We start from the raw sequence: 26,088 nt of genomic DNA, 5'->3' as shown, positions 1-26,088 counted from the left end.
AAGAGGAGCTTCAGATGAAGACCATTCGCCGTATCGTCGCCGCCAGTGCGATCGCTTTGCCGCTGACGCTCGGGGCCGCCGGGATCGCCTCGGCCGACACGTACACGAACACGAACGTGGCTGCCGGGCCCGACGGCGTGAGCACCAGTTCCACGCACGCGAGCACGGGCGAACAGAGCGGGGAAAGCGCTTCCTACCACCAGCAGAACAGCAACGCCGGCCCCGATGGCGTGAGCAATGACCACACCACGGCCGGCACCGACGGAAACGGCGGCGCGAGCTTCGACCAGGGCCAGAGCTGGGCCGGGCCGGACGGCGCGCAGTCGAGCCACACCGGCTCGAACACCGACGCGAACACCGACTCGGGCTCGGGTCACGGCGTCCTGACCGGGATCGTGGGCAGCCTGCGTCTGTAGACCCTCGCGAAAAGTGGTGGCCGGCTGTGTGCCGCAGCCGGCCACCACTGTGCTGTCGGGAGGCGGCAGACAGGGCCGTCCGACCACCGTGTTCCCGCTCACCGGAACCCCGGGAATTCACCGGCGCGATACCCGCTGTCCCGAACCGCGTCACGACCGACGTGTCTACTGAGCCGTCCTTTCACCAGACCAGACAGCGGGGTAGCTCGATGAGACGTGTTGTGGCCGGAATCGGCGGGGCCGCATTGGCGCTGTCGGGGCTGTTCGCCCTGCCGGCGCAGGCGCACGAGGGGAACGCGACGCAGGACGCGTTCACCACCAAGACCGCCTACGAGCCGCAGGGCAACCTGTACTCCTACGAGCGGCTCCCTTCGTCGTTCCGCCCGGTGTTCACCGAGAACGTCTCGCGCCACGGCGCGCGCACCCTTTCCGACAGCGACGACGGCGACGCCTTGCTGGCGCTGTGGAACACCGCGAAGTCCGAAGGCGCGTTGACCGGCGTCGGCAAGCAGCTCGGCCCGGACGTGCAGGCGCTGCTCGCGGTCAACGCCCGCGACGGCTACGGCCTGCTCACGCAGGAAGGCCGCGACGAGATGCGCACCACCGCGCAGCGCATGGTGCGACGGCTGCCGTCGCTCTTCGCCGACGCGGCAACGGGAACGACGCCGAAGATCGACGTCGTCGCGTCGAGCCAGCAGCGCACGGTGGACAGCGCCAACGAGTTCGTCGCCGGACTGAAGGCGGCGAAGCCGGGGCTGGCGACCACGGCCACCCGCACCGACGACGCCCTGCTGTACTTCCACAAGTCGAACGTCGAGTACAACGACTACGTCGACAACGACCCGCGCGTCGCCGCCGCCGAGAAGGCCGCCACGGACCAGCCGCGCACGCACGCCGTGGCGCGTTCGGTGCTGCAGCGCAGCTTCTCGAAGAAGTTCGTGGACGAGGTCGCGGCCGGGAAGCACGCTGAGTTCAAGGACGAGGTCGCCGCGGCCGACGCGGTGTACGCGATGGATCAGGTCACGGTGGACCTCGCGGGCGAGGGCCACTGGCACTTCGACCGCTACATCACGCTCGACGAGGCCTCGTGGTTCGGCTACCTCGACGACGTGACTTCGTTCTACGAGAACGGTCCCGCGTTCTCCGGCAGCGACATCACGTACAAGATGGCCGGCGGCCTGCTCGGCGACATGTTCGCCCAGCTCGACGCCAAGCGCGCCGGCACCACCTCGCGCGACGCCGAGCTGCGCTTCACCCACGCCGAGGAGATCTTCCCCCTCGCGTCGTTGCTCGGCCTGCCCGGCAGCACGAAGCAGCAGCCTGAGAGCCAGCTGTTCACCTACGCGAACAACCCGTTCCGCGGCGCGCAGGTGGCGCCGATGGCGGCGAACATCCAGTGGGACCTCTACACCGACGGTCACACCTACCTCGTGCGCATGCTCTACAACGAGAAGCAGACCGCGTTCAAGGCGAGCTGCGCGCCGGTGCACCGCGGCAGCTACTTCTATCGGCTCGACGAGCTCGAGCGTTGCTACGCCCAGTCCTGACCCGTCTCCTCAGACCCACCGAGCGAGCCCGTGGCGACCTCTCGCCGCGGGCTCGCTCGCGTTTCCGGGCACGACGAAGGCGCCCTTGTCGCGTCCATGATCACCGGTCGATTTCGTTGCTGCCACCGACTTTCGGCGGTTTTTTTCTTCCTGTTCTCGGACCTTGACACTTCCTAATGGTCTAGTCCATTGTGACGGAGCACATCCCACCGCGTGCTCCTTCGAGTTGATACCGCCGCATCAAGCATCGGAGGTGCTCCACACAAGCGCGCTCACGCGTGCGTCCCACGTTGGAGGACCAATGAAACCCCTGCGCCGTCTGGCCACCGTCGCGCTCGCCGCGGGCGCCGCGCTGGCCACCACCCTCGGCCTCGCCCCGTCGGCGCTGGCCGCGCCGGACCCTGTGCTCGCTTCGCCGTACCTGTACCAATGGGGCGGGCAGACCGACCCCGCCGCGGCCATGTCGGCCACCGGCGTGAAGGCGTTCACCCTGGCCTTCATGTTGTCCGACGGCGGCTGCAACCCGAAGTGGGACGGCAACCGCGACCTGAACGGTTCGGACGCCGCCCTGATCCAGAAGATCCGCTCGGCCGGCGGCGACGTGATCCCGTCGTTCGGCGGCTGGTCCGGCACCAAGCTCGGCTCACAGTGCGGGTCGCCGGAAGACCTGGCCGGCGCGTACCAGAAGGTGATCGACGCCTACCAGCTCAAGGCGATCGACCTCGACATCGAGAACACCGACGAGTTCGAGAACGCGACGGTACAGGACCGCATCCTGAACGCCGTGAAGATCACCAAGCAGAAGAACCCGGGCGTGCGCGTCGTCATCACGATGGGCACGAGCCCGCAGGGCCCGACCGAGTGGGGCAGCCGCCTCATCACGCAGGCCAAGGCGATCGGCGCGAACGTCGACGTCTGGTCGGTCATGCCCTTCGACTTCTCCGACGGCGGCGACATGGCCGCGATGACGAAGTCGGCCGTCGACGGCTTGAAGGACCAGCTGAAGTCCGGGTTCGGCTGGAGCGACGACGAGGCCTACCGGCACAGCGGCCTGTCGTCGATGAACGGCAAGACCGACAACGCCGGCGAGAACGTGTCCATCGCGAACTTCACCTCGATCCGCGACTACGCCTCGAGCCACCACCTCGGCCGCTTCACGTTCTGGGCCACCAACCGCGACTGCAGCGGCGGCGGCGAGTGCAGCGGCATCGACCAGGAGAAGTACGCGTTCACGAAGATCGTGGCCGGGTACCAGGGCTGAGCTGCCTGAAGACGGGGATCCCTTGGTTTCGGGATCCCCGTCTTTTCCCGCCGATAGTAGCCATGGATATAGTATCCATGTACATTATCTTTCGTGCGCCTCGAGAACCCGACCACCGGTCACCTCGTGTGGCGGTTGTCCATGAAGTGGCGGGCGGCCGTCGACCGGACCGTGAAGCCGCTCGGCCTGACCCACGCCCAGTACTCGCTGCTGGCGACGCTCACCGGCCTCGTGGTGCGCGGGGTCCGGCCGAGCCAGCGCGAGCTGGCCGACCACACGGGACTCGAGGCGCTGCACGTGTCGAAGCTGGCGCGGGCGCTCGAACAGGCCGGCCTCGTCACCCGTCCCTCGGACCCGGACGACCCGCGCGCGGTGCGGCTCGACCTCACCGCCCGGGGCCACGAGGTGATCACCGAGGCGATCGCCCTCGTGCGCGACCTGCACGAGGAGCTCACGGCGAACCTCGGCGGCTCCCGCACCCCGCGGACCCGCCGGTTCCGCGACACCCTGCAGACGCTGCTGGGTGAGGACCCCACCGGAAGCGAGAAGACCATGACCACAGCCCGTGCCGTCGGCGGCCGCGACCTGAACCTGGCCGCCGCCGCGTCTCGTTCCCTGCTCACCACGTTGCTGGACCGCGAAGGTCTGGACTTCACCGAATATGTGGTCCTGCGGACCGTGGCCAATGGCGCCCAGCCCGCCGAGACCTTGGTGGAGACCACCGCGGCGACGGCCGTCGCGCCCGCCGAGGTGGTGCGCTCGGTGGTGGACCGGCTCGTGTCGGCGGGTCGGATGACCAGCGGGGACGTCGTCGACGTCACCCCGGCAACGCGCGACCTGGTCGAACGCCTGACGGCGGACTCGACCGCCGCCGGCGACCGGCTGTTCGCGGGCATCGCCCCCGAAGACCTGGAGGCGGCGAAACGCGTCCTCGACACCGTGACAGCGCGAGCGGGCGAGATCCGCTCACAGCTCTGACGGCGGAGTCCTACTGCGGGCGGGTTGGTCCGACCTCATCGGCCGAGGGCAGGGGCCTGGACCACCAGCGCGCGGCGTGAAACCGTTTCGCGAGGCAAACCCGCGCGTAGCCGAGGCGGCAGCGCGGCCGGGCGGCGTGGTTCGACCTCGCCAGCCGCGGGCACGACCGGACCGGCGATGTGCGCCCCCGGAACCGGGGCAAGAATCAGCTGGTCGCGAGCGAAATCCCCGAGCAACTGCGGCTGGCGGCGTGGTGGTTGAACCGCACCGTGCGGGGGGTCACGACCGGACGACTCACACTCAAAGTCCGGGCCCAGTCCAGGGACACCGACACTCGAGCCGAAGGTCCACCCGAACGGGCGAGCGAAACCTTCACCCGTTCGCGACACCGCGTGGCCGCCTCAGGCGGCGACGGTGATCTCCAGCGCGGCGTGCCCGGCCTCGGTCAGCTCGGCGGCCACGCGGCCCGCGGCGTCCTGCACGGCGGGGCGGATGTAGCCGCCGTGGGCGAGGTTGTGGGCGGTCATCTGGTCGCAGCAAGCGAAACCGTCGATGAAGAGGTCGGGCTCGCTGCTCGTGGTCATCTCCGCGCGGTGGGCGGCGACCGCCCTGAGCATCGCCATCGCGCGGTGCGTCAGCTCGACTGCCGCGCCTTCTGAACCGGACACCGGTACCGACCTTCTTCCTGGTGGAGCCACTTACTCGGAGTCATCGTCCGTTGGGCCGAATGTGTTAACAACCACATCTTATTAGGCCGAAGTTGTGACGTTCACCAGGCCTCGGCGGTTCCGGACAGTCGCGGCTCCTCCCGGGTCGGCACCGATGTGCGGCCAGTGCGAGCTCAGAGTTGGGTGACACCTCTGTCCACGGCGAACTCGGCCCCGGTGGTGTACGTCGCGTCGAAGGCGAGGAACGCGGCCGCCCCGGCGACCTCGGCGGGCGTGCCGAACCGCTGCATGGGGTTGTCCGCGATCCGCTCCGCCTTGTACCGCTCGGCCGCTTCCGCGGTCATCACCTTCTCCAGCGCCCCCGTGTCGATGGGGCCGGGGCTGACCGCGTTGACCCGGATGCCCCGCGGGAGAAGTTCGCGCGCGAGGCTGCGGGCCAGCGAACGCAGCGCCGCCTTGCCGGCCGCGTACACACTGGTGTCCGGCAGTCCCGCGACGTTCGCGACCGAGGTCGTGAGGACCACGCCGGCGCCCTCACTCAGCAGCGGAGCAAGCTTCTGCACGGTGAAGAACGCGCCTTTCACGTTGATCGCGAACAACTCGTCGTAAACCTCCTCGGTGATTGACTCGAATGGCGTGGTCGCCGCGATGCCGGCGTTGACGAACAAGGCCTCCACCGTGCCGAGCTCGCGCTTCACACGGTCGGCCAGGGCGTCCAGATCGGACAGTGCCGCCACACTTCCCTTTGCGGTCAGCGCGTTTTCGCCGAGCCGTGCGCCCGCCGCGTCGAGCGTGGCCTGCGAGCGGCCGGTGATCAGCACGCGGGCGCCCTCGTCCGCGAGCAGCTTCGCCGTGGCGAAGCCCAAACCGCTGCCGCCACCCGTGATCACCACGTTCTTGTCGCGGTACTTGCCCACTCTTTCGTTCCTCTCGTAATTCGGGCAGCGTCAGCCGCGCGGGAACTCGCCGCCGTCGACGAAGAGGGTGCTGCCGGTCAGCCAGCTCGCCTGGTCGGACACGAGGAACAGCACGGCGCCGGCGATGTCCTCCGGTTCACCGTCGCGACCGAGCGGGGTCGGGTTGTCCGGACCCGGCCCGGCGTCCAGACGGGCCCACTGCTCCCGCGTCGCTTCACCGCCGGGGGTGGCGACCCGGCCTGGGGAGACCGCGTTGACCCGGATCCCGGACGGCGCCAGCTCCGCGGCGAGCCCCCGGCTGTAGTTCTCCAGCGCCGCCTTCGCCGCCGTGTAGTGCAGGAACGGCGGTGCCGACGTGGGGACCGCGGCGGAACTGATGTGCACGATCGTCCCCGTGCGCCGCTCCCGCATCCCCGGCGCCAGCAGCGCATCCAGCCGCACCGCCGCGAGGAGGTTCAGGTCCAGGGCGTCGAGCCACTCCGCCTGGGGAATGGCCAGCGCGCTCGGGTGCGGGCGCGCACCGCCCGCGTTGTGGACCACCACGTCCACCCCGCCGAACAGCTCCTGGGCGGCCGCGGCGAGCGTCTGCGCCCCGGCCTGCGTCCGCACGTCGGCCTCCACGAAGGCGGCCCCGTGCGGAACCGTGCTCGTCGCCGACCTGGCGGTGGTGAGCACTTCGGCGCCCGCGGCCAGGAGCCGGCGCACCACAGCCGCACCGATGCCCCGCGAGCCACCCGTGACCAGAGCGCGCTTTCCCTTGAGCTCCAGCGCACTCGTGGCGTTTTCGATCATCGTCATGCCCCCGACTCTTCGGCAGTCCGGAAGCGCTGTCCAAGACCTGGTCGGCACCCCGTGATCCCGAAACGGCATGACGGCAGGCGGCGATCACTCGGTACTGTTGATCGGGTGAACGATCTCGGGACCGACCTCGAGCTCCGCCTGGTGCGGTACTTCACGGTCGTGGCGGAGCACCGGAACTTCGGCCGGGCGGCGGCCGAGCTGCACCTGGCGCAGCCGGCGCTGAGCCGCCAGATCCAGCGTCTGGAGAACCGGCTCGGAGTGCGCCTGCTCCACCGCACTCCGCAGGGCAGCCACCTCACCGAGGCCGGCGAGGCGTTCCTCCCGCAGGCGCGGGCGCTCCTGCAGTCCGCTCGGCAGGCGGTGCTCACCGCCCGCGCCCACGCGCCGGCCGGCAAGGTCCTCATCGGGTACGTCGAAGACCTGGTCATCACGCCGGCCGTCCGGGACCTGCGCCGCCGCCACCCCGGCGCCGAGATCGGCACCCGCCACCTCGAGTGCTTCGACGAGCGGGCGTTCGCCGAAGGCCAGGTGGACGTGCTCGTCGTGCGCGACCCGCGGTTCGCCCCGGCCGGCACGGTCCGGACGACCGTGCTCTACGAGGAGCCGCGGATGCTCGTGGTGCCTGCCGGCCACCACCTGGCCGGCCGCGCGTCGGTGACCCCGGACGACTTCGCCCCCGGCGAGTCCCTCGTCTGCCCGCACGGCGGCACCCGCGCGATCTACCCGGCGACCGGCTATCGCCCGAGTGACCCCGGCCCGATCTCGGCCGGGCCGGTCACCGAGAGCTTCGAGGACCGGCTCGAGCTCGTCGCGGGCGGCCAGGCGATCGCGGTCCTGCCGGTCGGCGACCGGCGCAGCTCACTGCGCACCGACCTGGCCACGGTTCCCGTGCGGGGCGTGCCCACCAGCAAGGTCGTGGTCGCCACCCGCGCCGGCGATCCGAACCCGCTGGTCGCCGAGTTCGTCCACGCCGCCCGCGCCCACCTCACCGCCGGCGCCGCGTGATCAGCTCGCCGGCCCGGTGAGCCGCGTCTCCAGAGTGTGGGCCCACTCGCGCACGATTTGGCGCCGGCGGCGGGTGTCGTCGGTCAGCAGGTTGGCGAGGCCGAGGCCGCGGGCCAGGTCCAGGGTGGCCTGGACCAGCTCGCGGACCCCGGGCTTCGCCTCGTCGACGCCCAGCAGCTCCACGGTCACGCGGTGCGCCTCGCGGCCGACGCGGGCTTCGAGCGGCACGAGGGTGCCGCGCAACTGCTCGTCGGTGGACGCCACGGACCACAGCTGCAGCGCGGCGCGGAACAGCGGCCCGGTGTAGAGGTTCAGCACCATCTCCACCACGCGCTCGATCCGCGACGGCCCCGTGGGCAGCCCGTCGGCCTTCGTCCGCAGCTCGGTGATCTGCGACTCGCCGAGCAGCTCCACGGCCGCCGCGACGAGGTCCTCGCGCGTCGGGAAGTGGTGCTGCGCGGCGCCGCGCGACACGCCGGCGCGTTCCGCGATCACGGCCACCGTGACTCCGTGCCAGCCCCGCTCGCCGATGCAGTCCATCGCGGCCTCGATCAGCCGCCGGCGAGTGGTGCGGCTGCGCTCCTGCTGCGGTTCCCGGAGCATCAGGCCGGATCGACCCAAAAGTCGAGCTGCAGGTCCGCTTCCGACGAGCCGATCCGGTACTTCGAGAGGTCGGTGACGCCCTCGGCCGCGAGCACCTCGTCATCGAGGAAGAAGTTGCCGGTCGTCGAGCGGCTCGGCCGGGTCAGGATCGCGTACGCGGCGTCGGCCATGATCTCCGGCGTGCGGCTGCGGTCGGCCAGCCCGGCGCCCACGACGTTGCGGATCGCCGCGGTGTCGATCGTGGTGCGCGGCCACAGCGAGTTCGCCGCGATGCCGTCCTTCTTCAGCTCCGCCGCGAGCCCGACAGTCACGAGGCTCATCGAGTACTTCGCGATGCTGTACGCGAGGTGCCCGGCCGTGAACCATTTCTCGTCGAGGCTGATCGGCGGCGACAGCGTGAGCACGTGCGGGTTGGCCGACTTGCGCAGGTGCGGGATGGCCAGTTTGGACAGCAGGAAAGTGCCGCGCGCGTTGATGTCCTGCATCAGGTCGTAGCGCTTCATGCTCACCTGCTCGGTGGGCGTGAGGTCGATCGCGCTCGCGTTGTTCACCACGATGTCGATGCCGCCGAACTGCTCGACGGTCTTCGCCACCGCGGCTGCCACGCCCTCGTCGTCGCGGACGTCGCCGAGGATGGGCAGCGCCTGGCCGCCGGCCTTCTCGATGGCCTCGGCCGCGGTGTAGATCGTGCCGGGCAGCTTCGGGTGCGGTTCGGCGGTCTTGGCCAGCAGCGCCACGTTCGCGCCGTCGGCGGCCGCGCGCAGGGCGATCGCCTCGCCGATGCCGCGGCTGCCGCCGGACATGATGATCGTGCGGCCGGCCAGAGACTTCTCAGTCTTCTCAGACACACTCACTCCTAATAGGACTTCGGCAGCCCGAGGGTGTGCTGCCCGACGAAGTTGAGCACCATCTCGCGGCTCACCGGCGCGATCCGCCCGAGCCGCACCGCGGTCACGAGCGTGCCGAGGCCGTACTCGGTCGCGAGCCCGTTGCCGCCGTGGGTCTGCACGGCCTGGTCCACGGCGTGGATCGCGGCCTCCGCGGCGGCGTACTTGGCCATGTTGGCCGACTCGCCCGACGCGAAGTCGTCGCCGGAGTCGTAGAGGGAAGCCGCCTTCTGCGTCATCAGCTTCGCCAGCTCCAGCTCGATCTTGATCTGTGCCAGCGGGTGCGCCAGCCCCTGGTGCGAGCCGATCGGCGCGCCCCACACCTGGCGCTCATTGGCGTACGCCACGGCCTTGCCCAGCGCGTAGCGCGCGGTGCCGAGCGAGAACGACGCGCCCATGATGCGTTCGGGGTTCAGGCCCGCGAACAGCTGCGCGATCGCCGCGTCCTCCTCGCCCACCAGCGCTTCGCCCGGCAGGTGGACGTCGTCGAGGAACAGGCCGAACTGCTTCTCCGGGGAGACCAGGTCCATCTCGATCTGCTTGAACTCGAAGCCCGGCGTGTCGGTGGGCACGATGTAGAGCGCGGGCTTGAGGCGGCCCGTCTTCGCGTCCTCCGTGCGCCCGACCACGAGCACCGCGTCGGCCTCGTCGACGCCGGAGATGAACACCTTCCGTCCACTCAGGACCCAGTCACTGCCGTCGCGGCGCGCGGTGGTGGTGATCTTGTGCGAGTTGGACCCGGCGTCGGGCTCGGTGATGGCGAAGACCATCTTCTTGCTGCCGTCGGAAAGCCCCGGCAGCCACTGCTTCTTCTGCTCGTCCGTGCCGAAGCGCGAGATCACCGTGCCGCAGATCGCCGGCGAGACGACCATGAGCAGCAACGGCGAACCGGCCGCCGCGAACTCCTCCAGCACCGCGGCGAGGTCGGCGATGCCCGCTCCCCCGCCGCCGTACTCCTCGGGCAGATTCACGCCGAGGTACCCGAGCCGGCCGGCCTCGTCCCACAGCTCGACGGTCTTCTCGCCCGAGCGGGCTTTCTTCGAGTAGTACTCGTGCCCGTACTTGCGCGCCAGTTCCGAGGCCGCCTTGCGCAGCGCCACGCGCTCCTCGGGCTCGACGAAGTTCATCGCGTTCATGCTCGTTCTCCCACCACAGCTTCTCCCGCCCCGGCTTCTCCGACGACAGCCAGAATCGTGCCGACCTCGACCTGCAACCCGACCTCCACCGGCAGCTCGGTGACCACGCCGTCCGCGGGGGCCGCGATCCGGTGTTCCATCTTCATCGCCTCCAGCCACAGCAGCGGTTCCCCCGCCGTCACGGCGTCGCCCACGCCCACCGCGAGCCGCACGATCGTGCCCGGCATCGGCGCGACGAGCGAGCCCGCCGCCAGCGCCGCCGACGGGTCCGCGAACCGCGGCTCCGCCGTGAACGCCACCGAGCCGAGCGCGGAGTCGACAAAGGACTTTTCGCCGTACCGCGCGACGGTGAACGTGCGTCGCACACCCGCCACGTCGAGCACCACCCGGCCCGGCTCCGCCGAGACCAGCCGCACGTCGTCGTATCCCTCGGCCCGCAGGCCGTTCCGGGTGAGCGAGTACCGGACCTCGTGGGTCGTGTCCCCGCGCGTGAAAACCTTGCGCTGCCCGACCGAACGCACGTTGCGCCAGCCGCTGGGCAGACGGCCCAGAGTGGTCGCGGCCGCGCGGTTGCCCGCGGCGTCGGCGAGCGCGGCGGCGAGTGCGGACAGCTTCTCCGAGTCACCGTTGACCAACGGCTTCGCGAGCGTGTCGAGGCCGTGGCGGTCGAAGAACGCCGTGTCGGTCTCGCCCGCGAGAAACGCGTCGTGGCGCAGGATGTTCACGAGCAGGTCGCGATTGGTGACCACGCCGTGGATCTTCGCCCCGGCCAGCGCGGTGGCGAGCCGGCGAGCGGCCTCGTCGCGCGTCGGCGCCCACGTGATGACCTTGGCGAGCATCGGGTCGTAGCGCACGCCGACGACGGACCCGCTCTCCACGCCGGAGTCGAGCCGCAGCCCCGCGCCGTGCGTGAACTCGCGGTCGACGCCAGGCACCTCGAAGGTGTGCAGCGTGCCGCTCTGCGGCTGCCAGCCGGCAGCCGGGTCTTCGGCGTAGAGGCGGACCTCGATCGAATGTCCCTGCGGCGCAGGCGGTTCCGGCGGCAGCTTCGCGCCTTGGGCGACGGAAAGCTGCAGCGCCACGAGGTCGAGGCCGGTGACGTTCTCGGTCACCGGGTGCTCCACCTGCAGGCGGGTGTTCATCTCCAGGAAGTAGAACCGCCCGTCCGGCCCGGCGAGGAACTCCACCGTGCCCGCGCCGACGTAGTCGATGGCCTGGGCGGCCTTGCGCGCCGCATCGAACAGCTCCGCGCGCATGGCGTCGTCGACGAACGGCGACGGCGCTTCCTCCACCACTTTCTGGTGCCGGCGCTGGATCGAGCACTCGCGCTCCCCCACCGCCCACACCGTGCCGTGGCTGTCGGCGAGCACCTGCACCTCGATGTGGCGGCCCGTCTCGAGGTAACGCTCGCAGAACACCGTCGGGTCTCCGAACGCGGAACCGGCCTCGGCCCGGGCGCTCTCGACAGCCTCGGCGAGCTCACTCAGCTCCCGGACCACCCGCATACCGCGACCGCCGCCACCGGCGGAAGCCTTGACCAGCAACGGCAGATCGGCGTCGCTGACTTGACCGGGGTCCAGTTCGGACAGCACCGGCACGCCGGCGGCGGCCATGATCCGCTTCGACTCCACTTTGGAGCCCATCGTCTCGATCGCGGCGGGCGGCGGGCCGACCCACGTGAGCCCGGCGTCGAGTACGGCCCGCGCGAACGCGGCATTCTCCGACAAGAACCCGTAGCCCGGGTGCACGGCGTCGGCGCCCGCGTCGGCCGCGGCCTTCACGATCAGCTCCGCACGCAGGTACGTCTCTCCCGGCGCGTCTCCCGGCAGCCGGACCGCGACGTCGGCCTCGCGCGTGTGCGGGGCCGCGGCGTCGGCGTCGGAGAACACAGCCGTCGTGCCGATACCGGCGTCGCGGCAGCTGCGGAACACACGGCGGGCGATCTCGCCGCGGTTGGCGACCAGCAGGTTGTGGATCACGACTGCACCCCTACATCCGGAAGACGCCGAAGCCACCCTCGGCGCCCTTCACTGGTCCATTGTGGATCGCCGACAGGCTCAAGCCGAGCACCGTGCGGGTGTCGCGGGGGTCGATGATGCCGTCGTCGTAGAGCATGCCCGAGAGGAACATCGGCATCGACTCGGCCTCGATCTGGTTCTCGACCATGGCGCGCATCGCCGCGTCGTTCTCCTCGCTGTACTCCTGTCCCCGGCTCGCCGCCGCGGCCCGCGCCACAATGGACAGCACGCCGGCCAGCTGCGCCGGGCCCATCACGGCCGACTTCGCACTCGGCCACGCGAACAGGAACCGCGGGTCGTAGGCGCGCCCGCACATGCCGTAGTGCCCGGCACCGTAGGACGATCCCATGAGGACGGACAGGTGCGGCACCTTCGAGTTCGACACGGCGTTGATCATCATCGCGCCGTGCTTGATGATGCCGCCCTGCTCGTACTCCTTGCCGACCATGTAGCCGGTAGTGTTGTGCAGGAAGACCAGCGGGGTGTCGATCTGGTTGGCCAGCTGGATGAACTGCGCGGCCTTCTGCGACTCCTCGCTGAACAGCACGCCCTGTGCGTTGGCGAGGATGCCGACGGGGTAACCGTGGATGTTCGCCCACCCGGTGGTCAGGCTCGACCCGTAGAGCGGCTTGAACTCGTCGAAGTCCGACCCGTCGACCACGCGGGCGATCACCTCGCGCGGGTCGAACGGCACCTTGAGGTCACTCGGCACGATGCCGAGCAGGTCCTCGGGATCGAACAGCGGCTCGGCGTACCCGGTCCGAGGCGCCGGCCCCTTTTTGTGCCAGTTGAGCCGCTTGATGATACTGCGGCCCAGCCGGATCGCGTCCTGCTCGTCGGCCGCGAGGTAGTCGGCCAGGCCCGACGTGCGGGCGTGCATTTCGGCGCCGCCCAGCGACTCGTCGTCGGACTCCTCGCCGGTAGCCATCTTCACCAGCGGCGGCCCGCCGAGGAACACCTTCGCGCGTTCCTTGACCATCACGACGTAGTCGGACATGCCCGGCAGGTACGCGCCGCCGGCGGTCGAGTTGCCGAAGACCAGCGCGACGGTGGGTACCTTCGCGGCCGAAGACCGCGTGAGGTCGCGGAAGATCCGCCCGCCGGGGATGAAGATCTCCTTCTGCGTCGGCAGGTCCGCGCCGCCGGACTCGACGAGGTTGATCACCGGCAGCCGGTTCTGCGCCGCGATGTCGGCCGCGCGGAAGCTCTTCTTGGTCGTCCACGGGTTGCTCGCGCCGCCCTTGACCGTCGGGTCGCTCGCGGAGATCAGGCACTCCACGCCCTCGACCACGCCGATGCCGGTGATCACACTCGCGCCCACGCGGTAGTCCGAGCCCCACGCGGCCAGCGGCGAGAGCTCCAGGAACGGCGAGTCCTCGTCGATCAGCAGCTCGATGCGTTCGCGCGCCAGGAGCTTGCCGCGCTTGCGGTGGCGCTCCACGTACTTCTCGCCACCGCCGGCCACGGCCTTGGCGTGCTCGGCGTCGATCTCGGCGAGCTTCTCGAGCATGGACTCGCGGTTCGCGGCGAACTCGCCGGCCCGTGTGTCCACGACAGACCTCAGTGCGGTCATGCGGTGTATCCCAATCGCTTCGCGGCCAGGCCGGTGAGGATCTCGGTGGAACCGCCGCCGATGCCGAGGATGCGGACGTCGCGGTAGTGCCGCTCCACTTCGGACTCGCGCATGTACCCGAGCCCGCCGTGCAGCTGCACCGCCTCGTTCACCACCCATTCGGCGGCTTCGACGGCGGTGTTCTTGGCGAAACAGGCTTCGGCGATCACTTCTTCGCCGGAGACGTGGCGCACGGCGGTCTGGCGCGTGTACGTGCGCGCGACGTCGGTCTTGCGCGCCATCTCGGTGAGCTTGTGCTGCACGACCTGGCGCGAGATGAGCGGCCGGCCGAACGTCTCCCGCAGCCGGCACCAGTCGAGCGTGAGGTCGAGCGCGCGCTGCGCGTGGGCGTAGGCCTGCACGGCGAGCGAAAGCCGCTCGGTCACGAACTGGGTGGCCACCTGCGCGAAGCCGCTGTTCGCGCCGCCCACGAGGTTCTCCACCGGCACCCGGACGTCCGCGTAGGACAGTTCGGCGGTGTCGGACGCGGCCCAGCCCATCTTCTCCAGCTTGCGCGACACCGTGAACCCGGGCGTGCCCCGTTCGACCACCAGCAGCGAGATGCCGTGCGCGCCCTCCCCACCCGTGCGGACGACCGTGGTCACGAAGTCGGCGCGGCAGCCTGAGGTGATGAACGTCTTGGCCCCGTTGACCACGTACTCGTCACCCTCGCGCACGGCGGTGGTGCGGATGCCGGCGACGTCGGACCCGCCGTCGGGCTCGGTGACGGCCAGCGAGCCGATCTTCGTGCCCGCGAGCGTCGGGCGCACCCAGCGTTCGACCTGCACCGGGTCCCCGGCCTCGGCGATGTGCGGCACGGCGATGCCGCACGTGAACAGCGACGCGAACAGGCCGCCGGAGCCGCCCGCGTAATGCATCTCCTCGGCGACCACGAGTGCGTCGAGGTAGTTGCCGTCGCCGCCGCCCACGGACTCGGGGAACGCGACGCCGAGCAGCCCGAGGTCCCCGGCCTTGCGGTGCAGCTCGCGCGGCAGCTCGCCCGCGCGTTCCCAGTCGTCTAGGTGCGGCAGCACGTCCTTCTCGACGAACCGCCGTACGGTCGCGCGCAGCTCCTTGCGCTCCGGCGTGGCGAACGGGTTCACGGTCACAGCAGCGCCTCCGGCACGTCGATCTCGCGCGCCCGCAGCCATTCGCCGAACGCTTTGGCCTGCGGGTCGAACCGCGCCTGCGAGGCCACGCCCTCGCCGAGGATGTCCTCGACCACGAAGTTCATCGCCCACAGGTTCGGCAGCAGGTGCCGGGTCACCGGCAGCTGGGCCGTCTCGGGCAGCAGGAGGCGGAACTCGGCGACGGTGAGCCGGTGCACGAGCCAGCGCCACGCTTCTTCCGAGCGCACCCAGACGCCGAGGTTGGCACTGCCGCCCTTGTCACCACTGCGCGCGCCGATCACGCGGCCGAGCGGGACGCGGCGGACCGGCCCGTCCGGCAACGGCTCGGGCAGCGCGGGTTCGTCCACTTCGGTCAGTGCGAGAGTCTTGGCGGACGGTGCTATGTCGACACGTCGACCATCAGTGAGCACCGCGATGTGCGGTACCTCGGCAGCGTCCACGAAGGCCGCCGAGTAGACGCCGTAGGGCGACGCGTCCGAAGGCGGAGCGGTCACGTGGAAGCCGGGGTAGCTCGCGAGCGCCAGCTCCACCGCCGCGCCGCTGAACGCGCGGCCGGCGATCTTCGGGTCCGCGTCCTTCACCGTGACGTGCAGCAGCGCGCTGGCTTGTTCCTCGGTGTCGGCGTCGCGGTGGTCCGTGCGCGCGAGCGTCCAGCGGACCTCGGCGGGCGGCTTGCGTTCGAGCGCCGTCTCCAGCTGCTCGCGCACGAGCGCGGCCTTCGCCTCGATGTCGAGGCCGGTGAGCACGAACGTGGTCTCGTTGCGGAACCCGCCGAGCCGGTTCAACGCGACCTTGAGCGTGGGCGGCGGGGCCTCGCCGGTCACGCCGCTGATGCGCACGCGGTCGGGGCCGTCCTCGGCGAGGGTCAGCGTGTCGAAGCGTGTGGTGACGTCGGGGTTCGCGTAGCGGGCGCCGGTGATCTCGTACAGCAGCTGCGCGGTGACCGTGCCCGTGTTCACGACCCCGCCGGTGCCGGGGTGTTTCGTGATGACGCTGGACCCGTCGGCGTGGATCTCGGCGATCGGGAACCCCGGCACGCCGATCGGCTGCTCGCGGAAGAACGCGTAGTTGCCGCCGGTCGCCTGCGCGCCGCACTCGATCACGTGCCCCGCGGCGACGGCGCCAGCCAGCGCGTCGTGGTCCTCGCGCGTCCAGCCGAAGTGCGCGGCGGCGGGCCCGACGATCACCGAAGCGTCGGTGACCCGGCCGGTCACGACCACGTCGGCGCCGGCGTTCAGGCACTCGACGATGCCCCACGCACCGAGATAGGCGTTGGCGGTCAACGGTTCCTTGAAGCCCAGTTCGTCGGCGCGCCCGATCAGGTCGTCACCCTCGACGTGCGCGATCCGCACGTCGACACCGAGCTTCGCGGCCAGCTCACGCAACGCCGTCGCCAGGCCCGCGGGGTTGAGGCCGCCCGCGTTGGCGACGATCTTCACGCCTTTTTCCTTGGCCAGCGCCAGATTCTCCTCCATCTGGCGCAAGAAAGTCTTGGCGTAGCCCCGTTCGGGGTCCTTCATCCGGTCGCGCCCGAGGATGAGCATGGTCAGCTCGGCGAGATAGTCGCCGGTGAGCACGTCGAGCGGGCCGCCGGTCAGCATCTCGCGTACGGCGGAGAACCGGTCGCCGTAGAAGCCCGACGCGTTCCCGATCCGGATCGGTGCCCGGTTCACGCGGCTCATGCGAACTGCCCCGGCTTCCGGCCGCCACCGGGTGGACCGGCGAACGCCTGCGCGATGGTGAGCCATTCTTCGACGTCGGCGCCGGTCGCGACCAGGTCCGTGTCCGCGAGGTGGCGCCGCTGCGTGATGACCAGGCAGAAGTCCACGGCGCTGCCGGTGAGCCGCTGCTCGGCGTCCTCGGGCCCGAACGCCCACGTCGTGCCGTCCGGCGAGGCCAGCTCCACGCGGAACTCCACGGGAGGCGGCGCCAGGGAGTTGAGCTTGAAGGCGAAGTCCCGCGTGCGCGTGCCGAAGCGCGCGATGTGCCACAGCCGGCCGGTCGGCTCGCGGGCCAGCCCCAGCGCGTCGAACACGTCCTGGCCGTGGGCCCAAGTCTCCATCATCCGAGCGGTGGCCATGGACGCGGCGCTCATCGGCGGGCCGTACCACGGCAACTTCTGTCCGGCCGGCACGGCGGCGAGCGCTTCGGACAGCGCCGCCCGCCCGGCGCGCCATTGCGCGAGCAGCTCCTCCGGCGGCGTGGCGGCGCCTTCCTCGGCGGCGAGGTCGACGTAGTTCTCCCCCACGCTCAGCAGGTGCTCGACCTCGGCTTGCCACTCCTCGGGCCGGGCCGCGGCGATCAGCGCCTTCGAGTCCGTCCAGGCCAGGTGCGCGATCTGGTGCGCGACGGTCCACCCTTCCGCCGGCGTCGGCCTGACCCACCCCTCGGGCGGCAGCCCGGCCACCACGTCGTCGATCGCCTGCGATTCGGCCGCCAGATCCCCGAGGATCACGCCGAGATCAGCCATCCTGCGCCTCCATGCGTCCTCTTGTAAGCACTACGCGCTCAGGCCCACCCTCGCACCCCGACCGAGGAAAAATCAAGCGCGCCTGATTGTTTCCTGCCCGATCGAGCGCGGAGCCACTATTGACGCATTGCCAGTAGAACACCGTTGTCCTACCGTTCCAGCCATGAGCTCCTACGCGGACATCACCTACGAGGTCGCCGAGCGGATCGCGACGGTCAAGCTGAACCGGCCCCAGGCGCGCAACGGCTACACCGTGCGGATGGCCGACGAGCTGAGTGACGCCATGGACCGCGCCGACCGCGACGAGGACGTGCGCGTGGTCGTGCTCACCAGTACCGGCAAGGACTTCTCCGTGGGGGCCGACCTCTCGTCCGGCGGGTTCGACTTCGAACTCGGCGAGGGCCCTCCCGACGGCTGGCAGGAGCCGGCGGGCCGCTGCTCCAAGCGGATCTTCACGATGAACAAGCCCGTGATCGCCGCCCTGCGCGGCGCGGCGGTGGGCGGCGGGATCACGATCACGCTCTCCTGCGACTACCGATTGGCCGCCGACGACTCGAAGTTCGGCTTCGTGTTCACCCGCCGCGGGATCTACCCCGAAGGCGGGTCCGCGTGGTTCCTCCCCCGGCTCGTCGGCATGGGCACGGCCGTGGACTGGATGGTGAGCGGACGCGTCTTCGGCGCCGAAGAGGCGTTGCGGAAGGGGCTGGTGCACAGCGTCCACCCGCCGGAGGCCGTGCTGGACAAGGCTTACGAGCTCGCGCGCGACCTCGTGGCCGGTACCGCGCCCGTGTCGGTCGCCGTCACGCGCCAGCTGCTGTACCGGATGGCGTCGGCCCCGTCGCCGTTCGAGGTGCACGAGGTCGACTCGAAGCTGATCGGCGGATTGGCGACCAATCCGGACGCGGTCGAAGGCGTGTTGTCGTTCCTGCAGAAACGCCCACCGGAGTTCAAGCTCCGCGTCGACCACGACCTGCCGGACCACCTGCCCTGGATCGAGGAATGACCACCTACCCGCCCGAACCGTGGCACCTCGCGGGCCAGGCGCAGCTGTCCGTGTGGCTGCTCCCGGCCGGCAAACTGCCGGAACTGCCCGAAGGCGTCGAACCCGTCACCACCGGCGGCCAAGCAGCGGTGTTCACCGCGTGGATCGGCTACCGCGCGCCCGGACAGCTGAGCTACCACGAGCTGCTCGCCGCTGTTGCCGTGCGCGGCGGCCTCACCGCGTCGATCACCGACATCTGGGTCGACAGCGAGGCCTCGCTCGCGGGCGGACGCGAGCTGTGGGGCATCCCGAAGGACCTCGCGACACTCGAGTTCAGCGGCGACCGTGAGTTCACCGCGGCCACCGGCGACGACTGGATCGCCACCGCCGCGTTCTCCCGCCGCGCCGGGCTGCCGGCCGCGCTGCCCGCGCGGTTCGAGATCGCGCAGACGCTCGGCGGGCGGCTCAAGCGCAGCCTGGTCACGTCGCGTGCGAAGCCGCACGCGGCCGCCGCCGACTGGTCCGTGAACCCCACCGGACCGCTCGGCTTCCTGGCCGGACGTCGCCCGATCGTGAGCGCGAGCCTGCGCGACTTCACCCTCCTCTTCGGCGGCTGAACCGCCCCGACCAGCCGCTCTGAGTGATCGACTAACCCGCGAGGGTGAGCCCGCGACACGCCACCCCTTGGGGCACGTGCGAGCCCGAACCCCTAGATGTAGTCTCTGTGGACCGGCAGCCCCCAGCGACGGGGAGACCGCTCAGGAAGGGCAGCCGGGCCGATTTGAGAAACAGCAGCGCACGGCCTTGTGAGGCCGTGCGCCGATGAAGCGCGCCCATTTTCGACTTCGTTGGAGACCCGCATGTCAGTGGAAACCGGTCAGCGTCCGCCCTCGTCGGCGGACTCGGCTCCGAGCGCGGTCCGCGTGATCCGGCGCGACGGCAGTGTGTCGCCGTTCGACGCCGGCAAGATCAGCGTGGCCCTCACCAAGGCCTTCCTCGCCGTGGAGGGCGGCGACGCGGCCGCTTCCTCGCGCGTGCACCACGTCGTCGCCGAGCTGACCGAGCAGGTCGAGGCTTCCCTGCTGCGCCACGCCGGCCCCGAGCCCGCCCTGCACATCGAGCAGATCCAGGACCTCGTCGAGCTCGCCCTGATGCGCGGTGAGCACCACAAGGTCGCCCGCGCTTACGTGCTCTACCGCGAGGAGCGGTCGAAGGCCCGCGATGCCGCCACGCCGGCGCCCGCCGAGGCCGCGATCAGCGTCAAGGGCACCGACGGCTCGCTGCGGCCGCTCGACTGGGCCCGCGTGTCCCACGTGGTGGGCGAGGCCGTGGCCGGGCTCGAGGACGTGTCCGCCGAGCCGGTGCTGGCCGAGGCCAAGCGCAACCTCTACGACGGCATCAGCGCCGACGAGCTCGCGCTCGCGCAGATCATGGCCGCCCGCGTGCTCGTCGAGCAGGAGCCGAACTACTCGTACGTGAGTGCGCGGCTCCTGCTGGACAAGCTGCGCGGAGAGGCCCTGAGCTACCTCGCCGGCCGCGCGCGCCTGGCCAGCCAGGACGAGATGACCGCCGAGTACCCCGCGTACTTCCGCGCCTACCTGCGCCGCGCGGTCGAGCTGGAGCTCGTCGACGGCGAGCTGCTCACGTTCGACCTCGACAAGATCACCGCGGCCATCCACGCCGAGCGTGACCTGGACTTCGGGTTCCTGGGCCTGCAGACGCTGTACGACCGGTACTTCCAGCACCACAACGGCACGCGCTTCGAGCTGCCGCAGGCGTTCTTCATGCGCGTGGCCATGGGCCTGGCCATCCGCGAGGACGACCGCGAAGCCCGCGCGATCGAGTTCTACGAGCTGCTCTCCACGTTCCACTTCATGGCCTCGACGCCGACGCTGTTCAACTCGGGCACCACGCGCGCCCAGCTCTCGTCGTGCTTCCTGACCACTGTGGACGACGACCTGGACTCGATCTTCCAGGCGTACAAGAACAACGCGCTGCTGGCCAAGTACTCGGGCGGCCTCGGCAACGACTGGACCCCGGTGCGCGGCCTCGGCGCCCACATCAAGGGCACCAACGGCCAGTCGCAAGGTGTCGTGCCGTTCCTCAAGATCGCCAACGACACCGCCGTCGCCGTGAACCAGGGCGGCAAGCGCAAGGGCGCGGCGTGCGCGTACCTCGAGACGTGGCACGTGGACATCGAGGAATTCCTCGACCTGCGCAAGAACACCGGTGACGACCGCCGCCGCACGCACGACATGAACACGGCCAACTGGGTGCCGGACGAGTTCCTGCGCCGCGTGGAGGCCGACGCGCAGTGGACCCTGTTCTCCCCCAACGAGACGCCGGACCTGCACGACCTCTACGGCAACGCGTTCGCCGAGCGCTACCGCGAGTACGAGGCCGCCGCCGACCGCGGCGAGATCAAGGTCTTCCGCCGCCTGCGCGCCGTCGACCTGTGGCGCCGCATGCTGACGATGCTGTTCGAGACCGGCCACCCGTGGATCACGTTCAAGGACCCGTGCAACCTGCGCTCGCCGCAGCAGCACGTCGGCGTGGTGCACTCCTCGAACCTGTGCACCGAGATCACGCTGAACACCAACATCGACGAGGTCGCGGTCTGCAACCTCGGCTCGGTGAACCTGCTCAAGCACGTGACGCCCGCGGGCCTCGACACGAAGCGCCTCGAGAAGACCGTGCGCACCGCCGTGCGCATGCTCGACAACGTGATTGACATCAACTTCTACACGATCCCGGAGGCGCGCCGCTCCAACCTGCGCCACCGCCCGGTGGGCCTGGGCATCATGGGCTACCAGGACGCGCTGTTCGAGATCGGCGTTCCGTTCGCTTCGCAGGAGGCGGTGAAGTTCGCCGACCTGAGCATGGAGCACGTGTCCTACTACGCGATCTCCGCGTCGACCGACCTCGCCGAGGAGCGCGGCCAGTATCAGACGTTCGAGGGTTCGCTGTGGAGCCGCGGCATCCTGCCGATCGACTCGATGCAGCTGCTGATCGACGCGCGCCAGGGCGACGCCCTCGCCGTCGACACCTCCACGACGCTGGACTGGGCGCCGCTGCGCGAGCGAGTGAAGACCGTCGGCATGCGCAACTCCAACGTGATGGCGATCGCGCCGACCGCGACGATCTCCAACATCTCCGGCGTCGGCCAGTCGATCGAGCCGCTGTTCCAGAACCTGTACGTGAAGTCGAACATGTCGGGCGACTTCACCGTGGTGAACCCGCACCTGGTCAAGAGCCTCAAGGCCCGCGGTCTGTGGGACGAGGTCATGGTCAGCGACCTGAAGTACTTCGACGGCAGCCTCGGCCAGATCGACCGCGTGCCGGACGACCTCAAGGCGCTCTACGCCACCGCGTTCGAGATCGAGTCGAAGTGGATCGTGGACGCGGGCTCGGTCCGGCAGAAGTGGATCGACCAGGCGCAGTCGCTGAACCTCTACATCGCGGCGCCGAGCGGGCGCAAGCTCGACGAGCTGTACCGCTACGCGTGGCACAAGGGCCTCAAGACCACGTACTACCTGCGCGCGCAGTCGGCGACGCACGTGGAGAAGAGCACCCTGCGCGGCACCGACGGCAAGCTGAACGCGGTCTCGGCCGCCCCGGCCGCCGCCGCTGCTCCGGCCTCGACGCCGGTCCCGGCGACTGCGCCCGTGCCGTCGCCCTCGGCCGCTGTCCCGGCGAGCCCCGCCGCGGCCGTGCCCGCCGCGGTCCCGGCCGCCAAGCCCGCCGAGCCGAAGGAAATGCCGAAGGTCGACGACATCGACTTCGTCGCCACCGAAGGCGCCGCCTGCCGCATCGACGACCCCGACTGCGAAGCCTGCCAGTGACCTCCTCGCCGGCGGTGCGACCGGCGCGAACCGGCCGCACCGCCGGCGAGCCTTTTCTTGGAGCCTCTTGATGACCAACGTGGAGACCACGGACGCCACCGGCCTCGGCGAGATCGAGGTCGGCGCCGCCCGGATCAACGTCGACGACAAGCGCATGATCAACGCGCGCGCAGACGTGAACCAGCTGCTGCCCATGAAGTACCGCTGGGCGTGGGACAAGTACCTCGCCGCATGCAACAACCACTGGATGCCGACCGAGGTCGCCATGCAGGCCGACATCGCGCTGTGGAAGTCGCCTGACGGCCTGACCGAGGACGAGCGCCAGATGCTCAAGCGCAACCTCGGCTTCTTCGCCACCGCGGAGTCGTTGGTGGCCAACAACATCGTGCTCGCCGTGTACCGCCAGATCACCAACCCCGAGTGCCGTCAGTACCTGCTGCGCCAGGCGTTCGAGGAAGCCGTGCACACGCACACCTTCCAGTACATCTGCGAAAGCCTCGGCCTGGTCGAGGGCGAGCTGTTCAACATGTACCGCGAGGTGCCGTCCATCTCCGAGAAGGACGCGTGGGCGCTCAAGTACACGCAGAACCTCGAGAACCCGGACTTCGAGACCGGCACGCCGGAGGCCGACCAGGCGTTCCTGCGCGACCTCGTGGCGTTCTACGTGATCTTCGAGGGCATGTGGTTCTACACCGGCTTCGCGCAGATCCTCTCGCTCGGGCGCCGCAACAAGATGGTCGGCATCGCCGAGCAGTACCAGTACATCCTGCGTGACGAGTCGATCCACCTGAACTTCGGCATCGACTGCATCAACCAGATCAAGATCGAGAACCCGCACCTGTGGACCGAAGAGTTCCAGGCGGAGATCCGGCAGATGCTGCAGGACGCGTGCGAGCTGGAAGTCCGCTACGCGCGCGACACCATGCCGCGCGGCATGCTGGGCCTCTCGGCGCAGCTATGCGAGCAGTACATGCACTTCATCACCGACCGGCGCGCCCAGCAGATCGGCCTCGCGCCGATCTTCGGGGAGACGGAGAACCCGTTCCCGTGGATGTCGGAGGCGATGGACCTGAAGAAGGAGAAGAACTTCTTCGAGACCCGCGTGATCGAGTACCAGTCGGGCGGCGCGCTGGACTGGGATTGATCACAGCGGACTGATCCCGGACTCTGGGACCGGGGCGCGGCTTGTGCCGCCCGCAACCCCGACCCGCTAGGCTCGGCCACGCCACAGGTTCGCCAGGGCGTGGCCGGGCTTTTTTCGGTCGTGCCGGTGAGGCAACAGGGAATCCGGTGTGAATCCGGGACTGCCCCGCAGCGGTGAGTGGGAACGAAAGCCGTCACCACGATTTCGTGGTCAAGCACTGGGCGCGAGCCTGGGAAGCGACGGCGAGTAGGCGCGAGGTCGACGCCCACGAGTCCGAAGACCTGCCCGTGGCACGTGCGCCGACGGCGTGCGTGAGTCCGGGCCCCGTGGGACACGGCCTGACCGAACGCGGCTCTCGCGTGTCCGGGCTCGTTGGCGAGCTCGCGAGGAGAGAGCCTGTGACCACCATCGGCACCACCATCCTGGGATACCCGCGCATCGGCCCGGCCCGGGAGCTCAAGCGCGCCCTGGAGCGCTGTTGGGCGGGCACCACCGGCGAAGCGGAGTTGCTCGCCACCGGCCGCGAACTGCGCGCACGGACCTGGTCGCGACTGCGCGACGCCGGGCTGGAGTCGATCCCGTCCGGCACGTTCTCGCACTACGACCACGTGCTCGACACCGCCGAGCTGTTCGGCGCGCTGCCGGAGCGCTTCACGCGCCTCGGCCTCTCATCGCTGGACACGTACTTCGCCGCCGCGCACGGCGTACAGGACGAGCCGGCGCTCGAAATGACGAAGTGGTTCGACACCAACTACCACTACCTCGTGCCCGAACTGGGCCCCGGCTCGCGCTTCACGCTGTCGTGCACGAAGCCCCTCGACGAGGTGCGCGAGGCCCGGGAGCTGGGGATCGAGACGCGGCCGGTACTCGTCGGGCCGGTCACGTTCCTGCTGCTCAGCAAGGCGACACAACCGGATTTCGCACCGTTGGAGCTGCTCGACGAGCTACTGCCCGCATACGCGGAGCTGCTCGCCGCGCTGAAGGCCGAGGGCGTCGAGTGGGTGCAGCTCGACGAGCCGGCGTTCGCCGGTGACCGCACCACGAAGGAGCTCAACGCGCTGACCCGCGCGTACCACGTGCTGGCCAAGGCCGAGGACCGGCCGAAGCTGCTCGTCGCCGGGTATTTCGGCGGGCTCGGCCGCGGGCTGGGCGTGCTGGCCCGCTCCCCCGTTGAGGCGCTGGCCGTGGACCTCGTCACCGACGAGTCCTTTGTGGACGCTGTGGCCGCGGAAGGCGCGTTGCGCGACAAGGAGGTGCTCGCCGGCGTCGTCGACGGGCGCAACGTGTGGCGCACCGACCCGGACCGGGCGCTGGAACGCGCCGCGCGGCTGGCCGGCACCGCGCGGCACGTGAGCGTCTCGACGTCGTGCTCGCTGCTGCACGTGCCCTACGACGTCGAGGCCGAGACCCTCGATTCACGACTCGGGAGCTGGCTCGCGTTCGCCGACCAGAAGGTCGCGGAGGTCGTGCTGCTCGGGCGGGCGCTGCGCGGCGAGCCGGTGGACCTGTCGGCGGCGCGGGCGGCCGTCACTGACCGCGCGACAAACCCGGCGGACGCGGCCGTGGGCAAGCGGCTGACGGCGCTGAAGCGCGAGGACGCCGTGCGGGAGCCGTACGAGCAACGGGCGGCCGTGCAACAGGAATCCCTCGGCCTGCCGCCACTGCCGACCACCACGATCGGCTCGTTCCCGCAGACCACCGACGTCCGCAAGGCGCGCGCCGCCCACCGTGCAGGCACGCTCGACGAAGCCGCGTACGTGGCCCAGATGCACGCCGAGATCGACCGCGTGGTGCGGCTACAGGAGGAGCTGGGCCTCGACGTGCTGGTGCACGGCGAGCCCGAGCGCAACGACATGGTGCAGTACTTCGCCGAGCAGCTCGCCGGGTTCGCCTCGACCGAGCACGGCTGGGTGCAGTCCTACGGCTCGCGCTGCGTCCGCCCGCCGATCCTCTACGGCGACGTCTCGCGCCCGCGGCCGATGACCGTGCCGTGGGCGCGGTACGCGCAAAGCCGCACGGACAAGCCGATCAAGGGCATGCTCACCGGCCCGGTCACGATCCTCGCGTGGTCGTTCGTGCGCGACGACCAGCCGCTCGCGGACACCGCCCTCCAGGTCGCGTTCGCGATCCGCGACGAGGTGGCCGACCTCGAAACCGCGGGCGTGCGCGTGATCCAGGTCGACGAGCCGGCCGTGCGCGAGCTGCTGCCGCTGCGCGCGGCCGGGCGCGAGTCCTACTTCGACTGGGCGGTGCGGGCGTTCCGCGTCGCGACGGCCGGAGCCGCCGAGGGCACCCAGATCCACACGCACATGTGTTATTTCGGAGTTCGGCGAGGTGCTCTCGGCGATCGACGGCCTCGACGCCGACGTGACCAGCATCGAAGCCGCGCGCTCGAAGATGGAGGTGCTCGCCGACCTGTCGGCCGGCGGGTTCGCGCGCGGCGTCGGCCCCGGCGTCTACGCCATCCACTCGCCCCGCGTGCCGGGCGTCGAGGAGGTCGCGGACCTGCTGCGCACGGCGGTCGCCGCCATGCCGGCGCACCGGCTGTGGGTGAACCCCGACTGCGGCCTCAAGACGCGCCGCTACGCCGAGGTGGAGCCCGCGTTGCGCCACCTCGTCGCGGCGGCCCGCCAGGTCCGCGCCGAGCAGGACTGAACAACCCGTAGATCCG

Annotated in this window: 20 protein-coding genes, 1 pseudogene and 1 riboswitch; of the genes and pseudogenes, 10 read left to right on the top strand and 11 right to left on the bottom strand. The window is 70.3% G+C overall.

The window, feature by feature from the left end:
- Positions 1–14: 14 nt before the first annotated feature.
- The 4 genes from AB0M56_RS17960 to AB0M56_RS17945 all read left to right on the top strand — a co-directional run bounded on the left by AB0M56_RS17960 (position 15) and on the right by AB0M56_RS17945 (position 4,202).
- A complete protein-coding gene (locus AB0M56_RS17960) occupies positions 15–416 on the top strand; it encodes a hypothetical protein (protein ID WP_364176988.1) in 402 nt (133 codons plus the stop codon).
- A gap of 209 nt (positions 417–625) precedes the next feature.
- Complete coding sequence (locus tag AB0M56_RS17955) at positions 626–1,963, top strand: histidine-type phosphatase (RefSeq protein WP_364176985.1); 1,338 nt, start codon at positions 626–628, stop codon at positions 1,961–1,963.
- A gap of 301 nt (positions 1,964–2,264) precedes the next feature.
- The gene (locus tag AB0M56_RS17950; protein ID WP_364176982.1) at positions 2,265–3,224 is read left to right on the top strand and encodes a chitinase; all 960 of its coding nucleotides are present in this window, start codon (positions 2,265–2,267) and stop codon (positions 3,222–3,224) included.
- 93 nt (positions 3,225–3,317) lie between these two features.
- Complete coding sequence (locus tag AB0M56_RS17945; RefSeq protein WP_364176980.1) at positions 3,318–4,202, top strand: winged helix DNA-binding protein; 885 nt, start codon at positions 3,318–3,320, stop codon at positions 4,200–4,202.
- 401 nt (positions 4,203–4,603) lie between these two features.
- Here the strand turns inward: AB0M56_RS17945 and AB0M56_RS17940 are convergent, their stop codons facing one another.
- From AB0M56_RS17940 to AB0M56_RS17930, 3 genes are all read right to left on the bottom strand, one after another.
- Positions 4,604–4,870, bottom strand: a complete 267-nt coding sequence (locus AB0M56_RS17940; RefSeq protein WP_364176977.1) for a hypothetical protein — start codon at positions 4,868–4,870, stop codon at positions 4,604–4,606.
- A gap of 173 nt (positions 4,871–5,043) precedes the next feature.
- Positions 5,044–5,787: an SDR family oxidoreductase gene (locus tag AB0M56_RS17935; RefSeq protein WP_364176974.1), complete on the bottom strand. Its 744-nt coding sequence runs from the start codon at positions 5,785–5,787 to the stop codon at positions 5,044–5,046.
- Between the two features lie 30 nt (positions 5,788–5,817).
- Positions 5,818–6,585 carry an oxidoreductase gene (locus AB0M56_RS17930; RefSeq protein WP_364176971.1) on the bottom strand — a complete coding sequence of 256 codons (768 nt, stop codon included), beginning with the start codon at positions 6,583–6,585 and terminating at the stop codon, positions 5,818–5,820.
- Between the two features lie 108 nt (positions 6,586–6,693).
- Here AB0M56_RS17930 and AB0M56_RS17925 point away from each other — a divergent pair, with 108 nt between their 5' ends.
- Positions 6,694–7,593, top strand: coding sequence for a LysR family transcriptional regulator (locus tag AB0M56_RS17925; protein ID WP_364176968.1), 900 nt, complete (start codon positions 6,694–6,696; stop codon positions 7,591–7,593).
- Here the strand turns inward: AB0M56_RS17925 and AB0M56_RS17920 are convergent, their stop codons facing one another.
- From AB0M56_RS17920 to AB0M56_RS17885, 8 genes are read right to left on the bottom strand one after another with little or no spacing between them, the layout of a single operon-like run.
- The gene (locus AB0M56_RS17920) at positions 7,594–8,196 is read right to left on the bottom strand and encodes a TetR/AcrR family transcriptional regulator (RefSeq protein ID WP_364176966.1); all 603 of its coding nucleotides are present in this window, start codon (positions 8,194–8,196) and stop codon (positions 7,594–7,596) included. It lies immediately after the preceding gene.
- Entirely contained in the window at positions 8,196–8,999 is an 804-nt protein-coding gene (locus tag AB0M56_RS17915) for an NAD(P)-dependent oxidoreductase (protein WP_364177089.1), read from the bottom strand. Before AB0M56_RS17915 ends, AB0M56_RS17920 begins: the two co-directional genes overlap by 1 nt.
- 53 nt (positions 9,000–9,052) lie before the next feature.
- Positions 9,053–10,219, bottom strand: coding sequence for an acyl-CoA dehydrogenase family protein (locus tag AB0M56_RS17910; protein WP_364176963.1), 1,167 nt, complete (start codon positions 10,217–10,219; stop codon positions 9,053–9,055).
- The gene (locus AB0M56_RS17905) at positions 10,216–12,198 is read right to left on the bottom strand and encodes a biotin carboxylase N-terminal domain-containing protein (protein ID WP_364176960.1); all 1,983 of its coding nucleotides are present in this window, start codon (positions 12,196–12,198) and stop codon (positions 10,216–10,218) included. The genes AB0M56_RS17910 and AB0M56_RS17905 overlap by 4 nt, the downstream gene beginning before the upstream one ends.
- A 10-nt stretch (positions 12,199–12,208) precedes the next feature.
- Complete coding sequence (locus AB0M56_RS17900) at positions 12,209–13,810, bottom strand: carboxyl transferase domain-containing protein (protein ID WP_364176957.1); 1,602 nt, start codon at positions 13,808–13,810, stop codon at positions 12,209–12,211.
- On the bottom strand, positions 13,807–15,000 hold the full coding sequence (locus AB0M56_RS17895; RefSeq protein ID WP_364176954.1) for an acyl-CoA dehydrogenase family protein: 1,194 nt from the start codon (positions 14,998–15,000) through the stop codon (positions 13,807–13,809). The genes AB0M56_RS17900 and AB0M56_RS17895 overlap by 4 nt, the downstream gene beginning before the upstream one ends.
- Positions 14,955–16,661 (bottom strand): acyclic terpene utilization AtuA family protein, encoded by a 1,707-nt coding sequence (locus AB0M56_RS17890; RefSeq protein WP_364176951.1) that lies wholly within the window; start codon positions 16,659–16,661, stop codon positions 14,955–14,957. The genes AB0M56_RS17895 and AB0M56_RS17890 overlap by 46 nt, the downstream gene beginning before the upstream one ends.
- Positions 16,658–17,449 carry a TIGR03084 family metal-binding protein gene (locus AB0M56_RS17885; protein WP_364176948.1) on the bottom strand — a complete coding sequence of 264 codons (792 nt, stop codon included), beginning with the start codon at positions 17,447–17,449 and terminating at the stop codon, positions 16,658–16,660. The genes AB0M56_RS17890 and AB0M56_RS17885 overlap by 4 nt, the downstream gene beginning before the upstream one ends.
- Before the next feature lie 163 nt (positions 17,450–17,612).
- Here AB0M56_RS17885 and AB0M56_RS17880 point away from each other — a divergent pair, with 163 nt between their 5' ends.
- The 5 genes and pseudogenes from AB0M56_RS17880 (at position 17,613) to metE (ending at position 26,072) form a co-directional block, all read left to right on the top strand.
- Entirely contained in the window at positions 17,613–18,452 is an 840-nt protein-coding gene (locus AB0M56_RS17880; RefSeq protein WP_364176945.1) for an enoyl-CoA hydratase-related protein, read from the top strand.
- Complete coding sequence (locus tag AB0M56_RS17875) at positions 18,449–19,048, top strand: acetoacetate decarboxylase family protein (protein WP_364176942.1); 600 nt, start codon at positions 18,449–18,451, stop codon at positions 19,046–19,048. The genes AB0M56_RS17880 and AB0M56_RS17875 overlap by 4 nt, the downstream gene beginning before the upstream one ends.
- Positions 19,049–19,291: 243 nt before the next feature.
- Positions 19,292–22,273 carry a ribonucleoside-diphosphate reductase subunit alpha gene (locus AB0M56_RS17870; RefSeq protein WP_364176939.1) on the top strand — a complete coding sequence of 994 codons (2,982 nt, stop codon included), beginning with the start codon at positions 19,292–19,294 and terminating at the stop codon, positions 22,271–22,273.
- Between the two features lie 70 nt (positions 22,274–22,343).
- Complete coding sequence (locus tag AB0M56_RS17865) at positions 22,344–23,417, top strand: ribonucleotide-diphosphate reductase subunit beta (RefSeq protein WP_364176937.1); 1,074 nt, start codon at positions 22,344–22,346, stop codon at positions 23,415–23,417.
- Between the two features lie 88 nt (positions 23,418–23,505).
- Positions 23,506–23,721, top strand: a riboswitch (cobalamin riboswitch).
- Between the two features lie 94 nt (positions 23,722–23,815).
- A pseudogene (metE, locus tag AB0M56_RS17860) lies at positions 23,816–26,072 on the top strand (5-methyltetrahydropteroyltriglutamate--homocysteine S-methyltransferase).
- Positions 26,073–26,088 lie beyond the last annotated feature (16 nt).

It is taken from the genome of Amycolatopsis sp. NPDC051372 (assembly GCF_040682095.1).
Lineage (GTDB): Bacteria > Actinomycetota > Actinomycetes > Mycobacteriales > Pseudonocardiaceae > Amycolatopsis.
The sequence above is the reverse complement of the archived record's forward strand: the minus strand, read 5'-3'. Positions and strand labels throughout refer to the sequence as shown.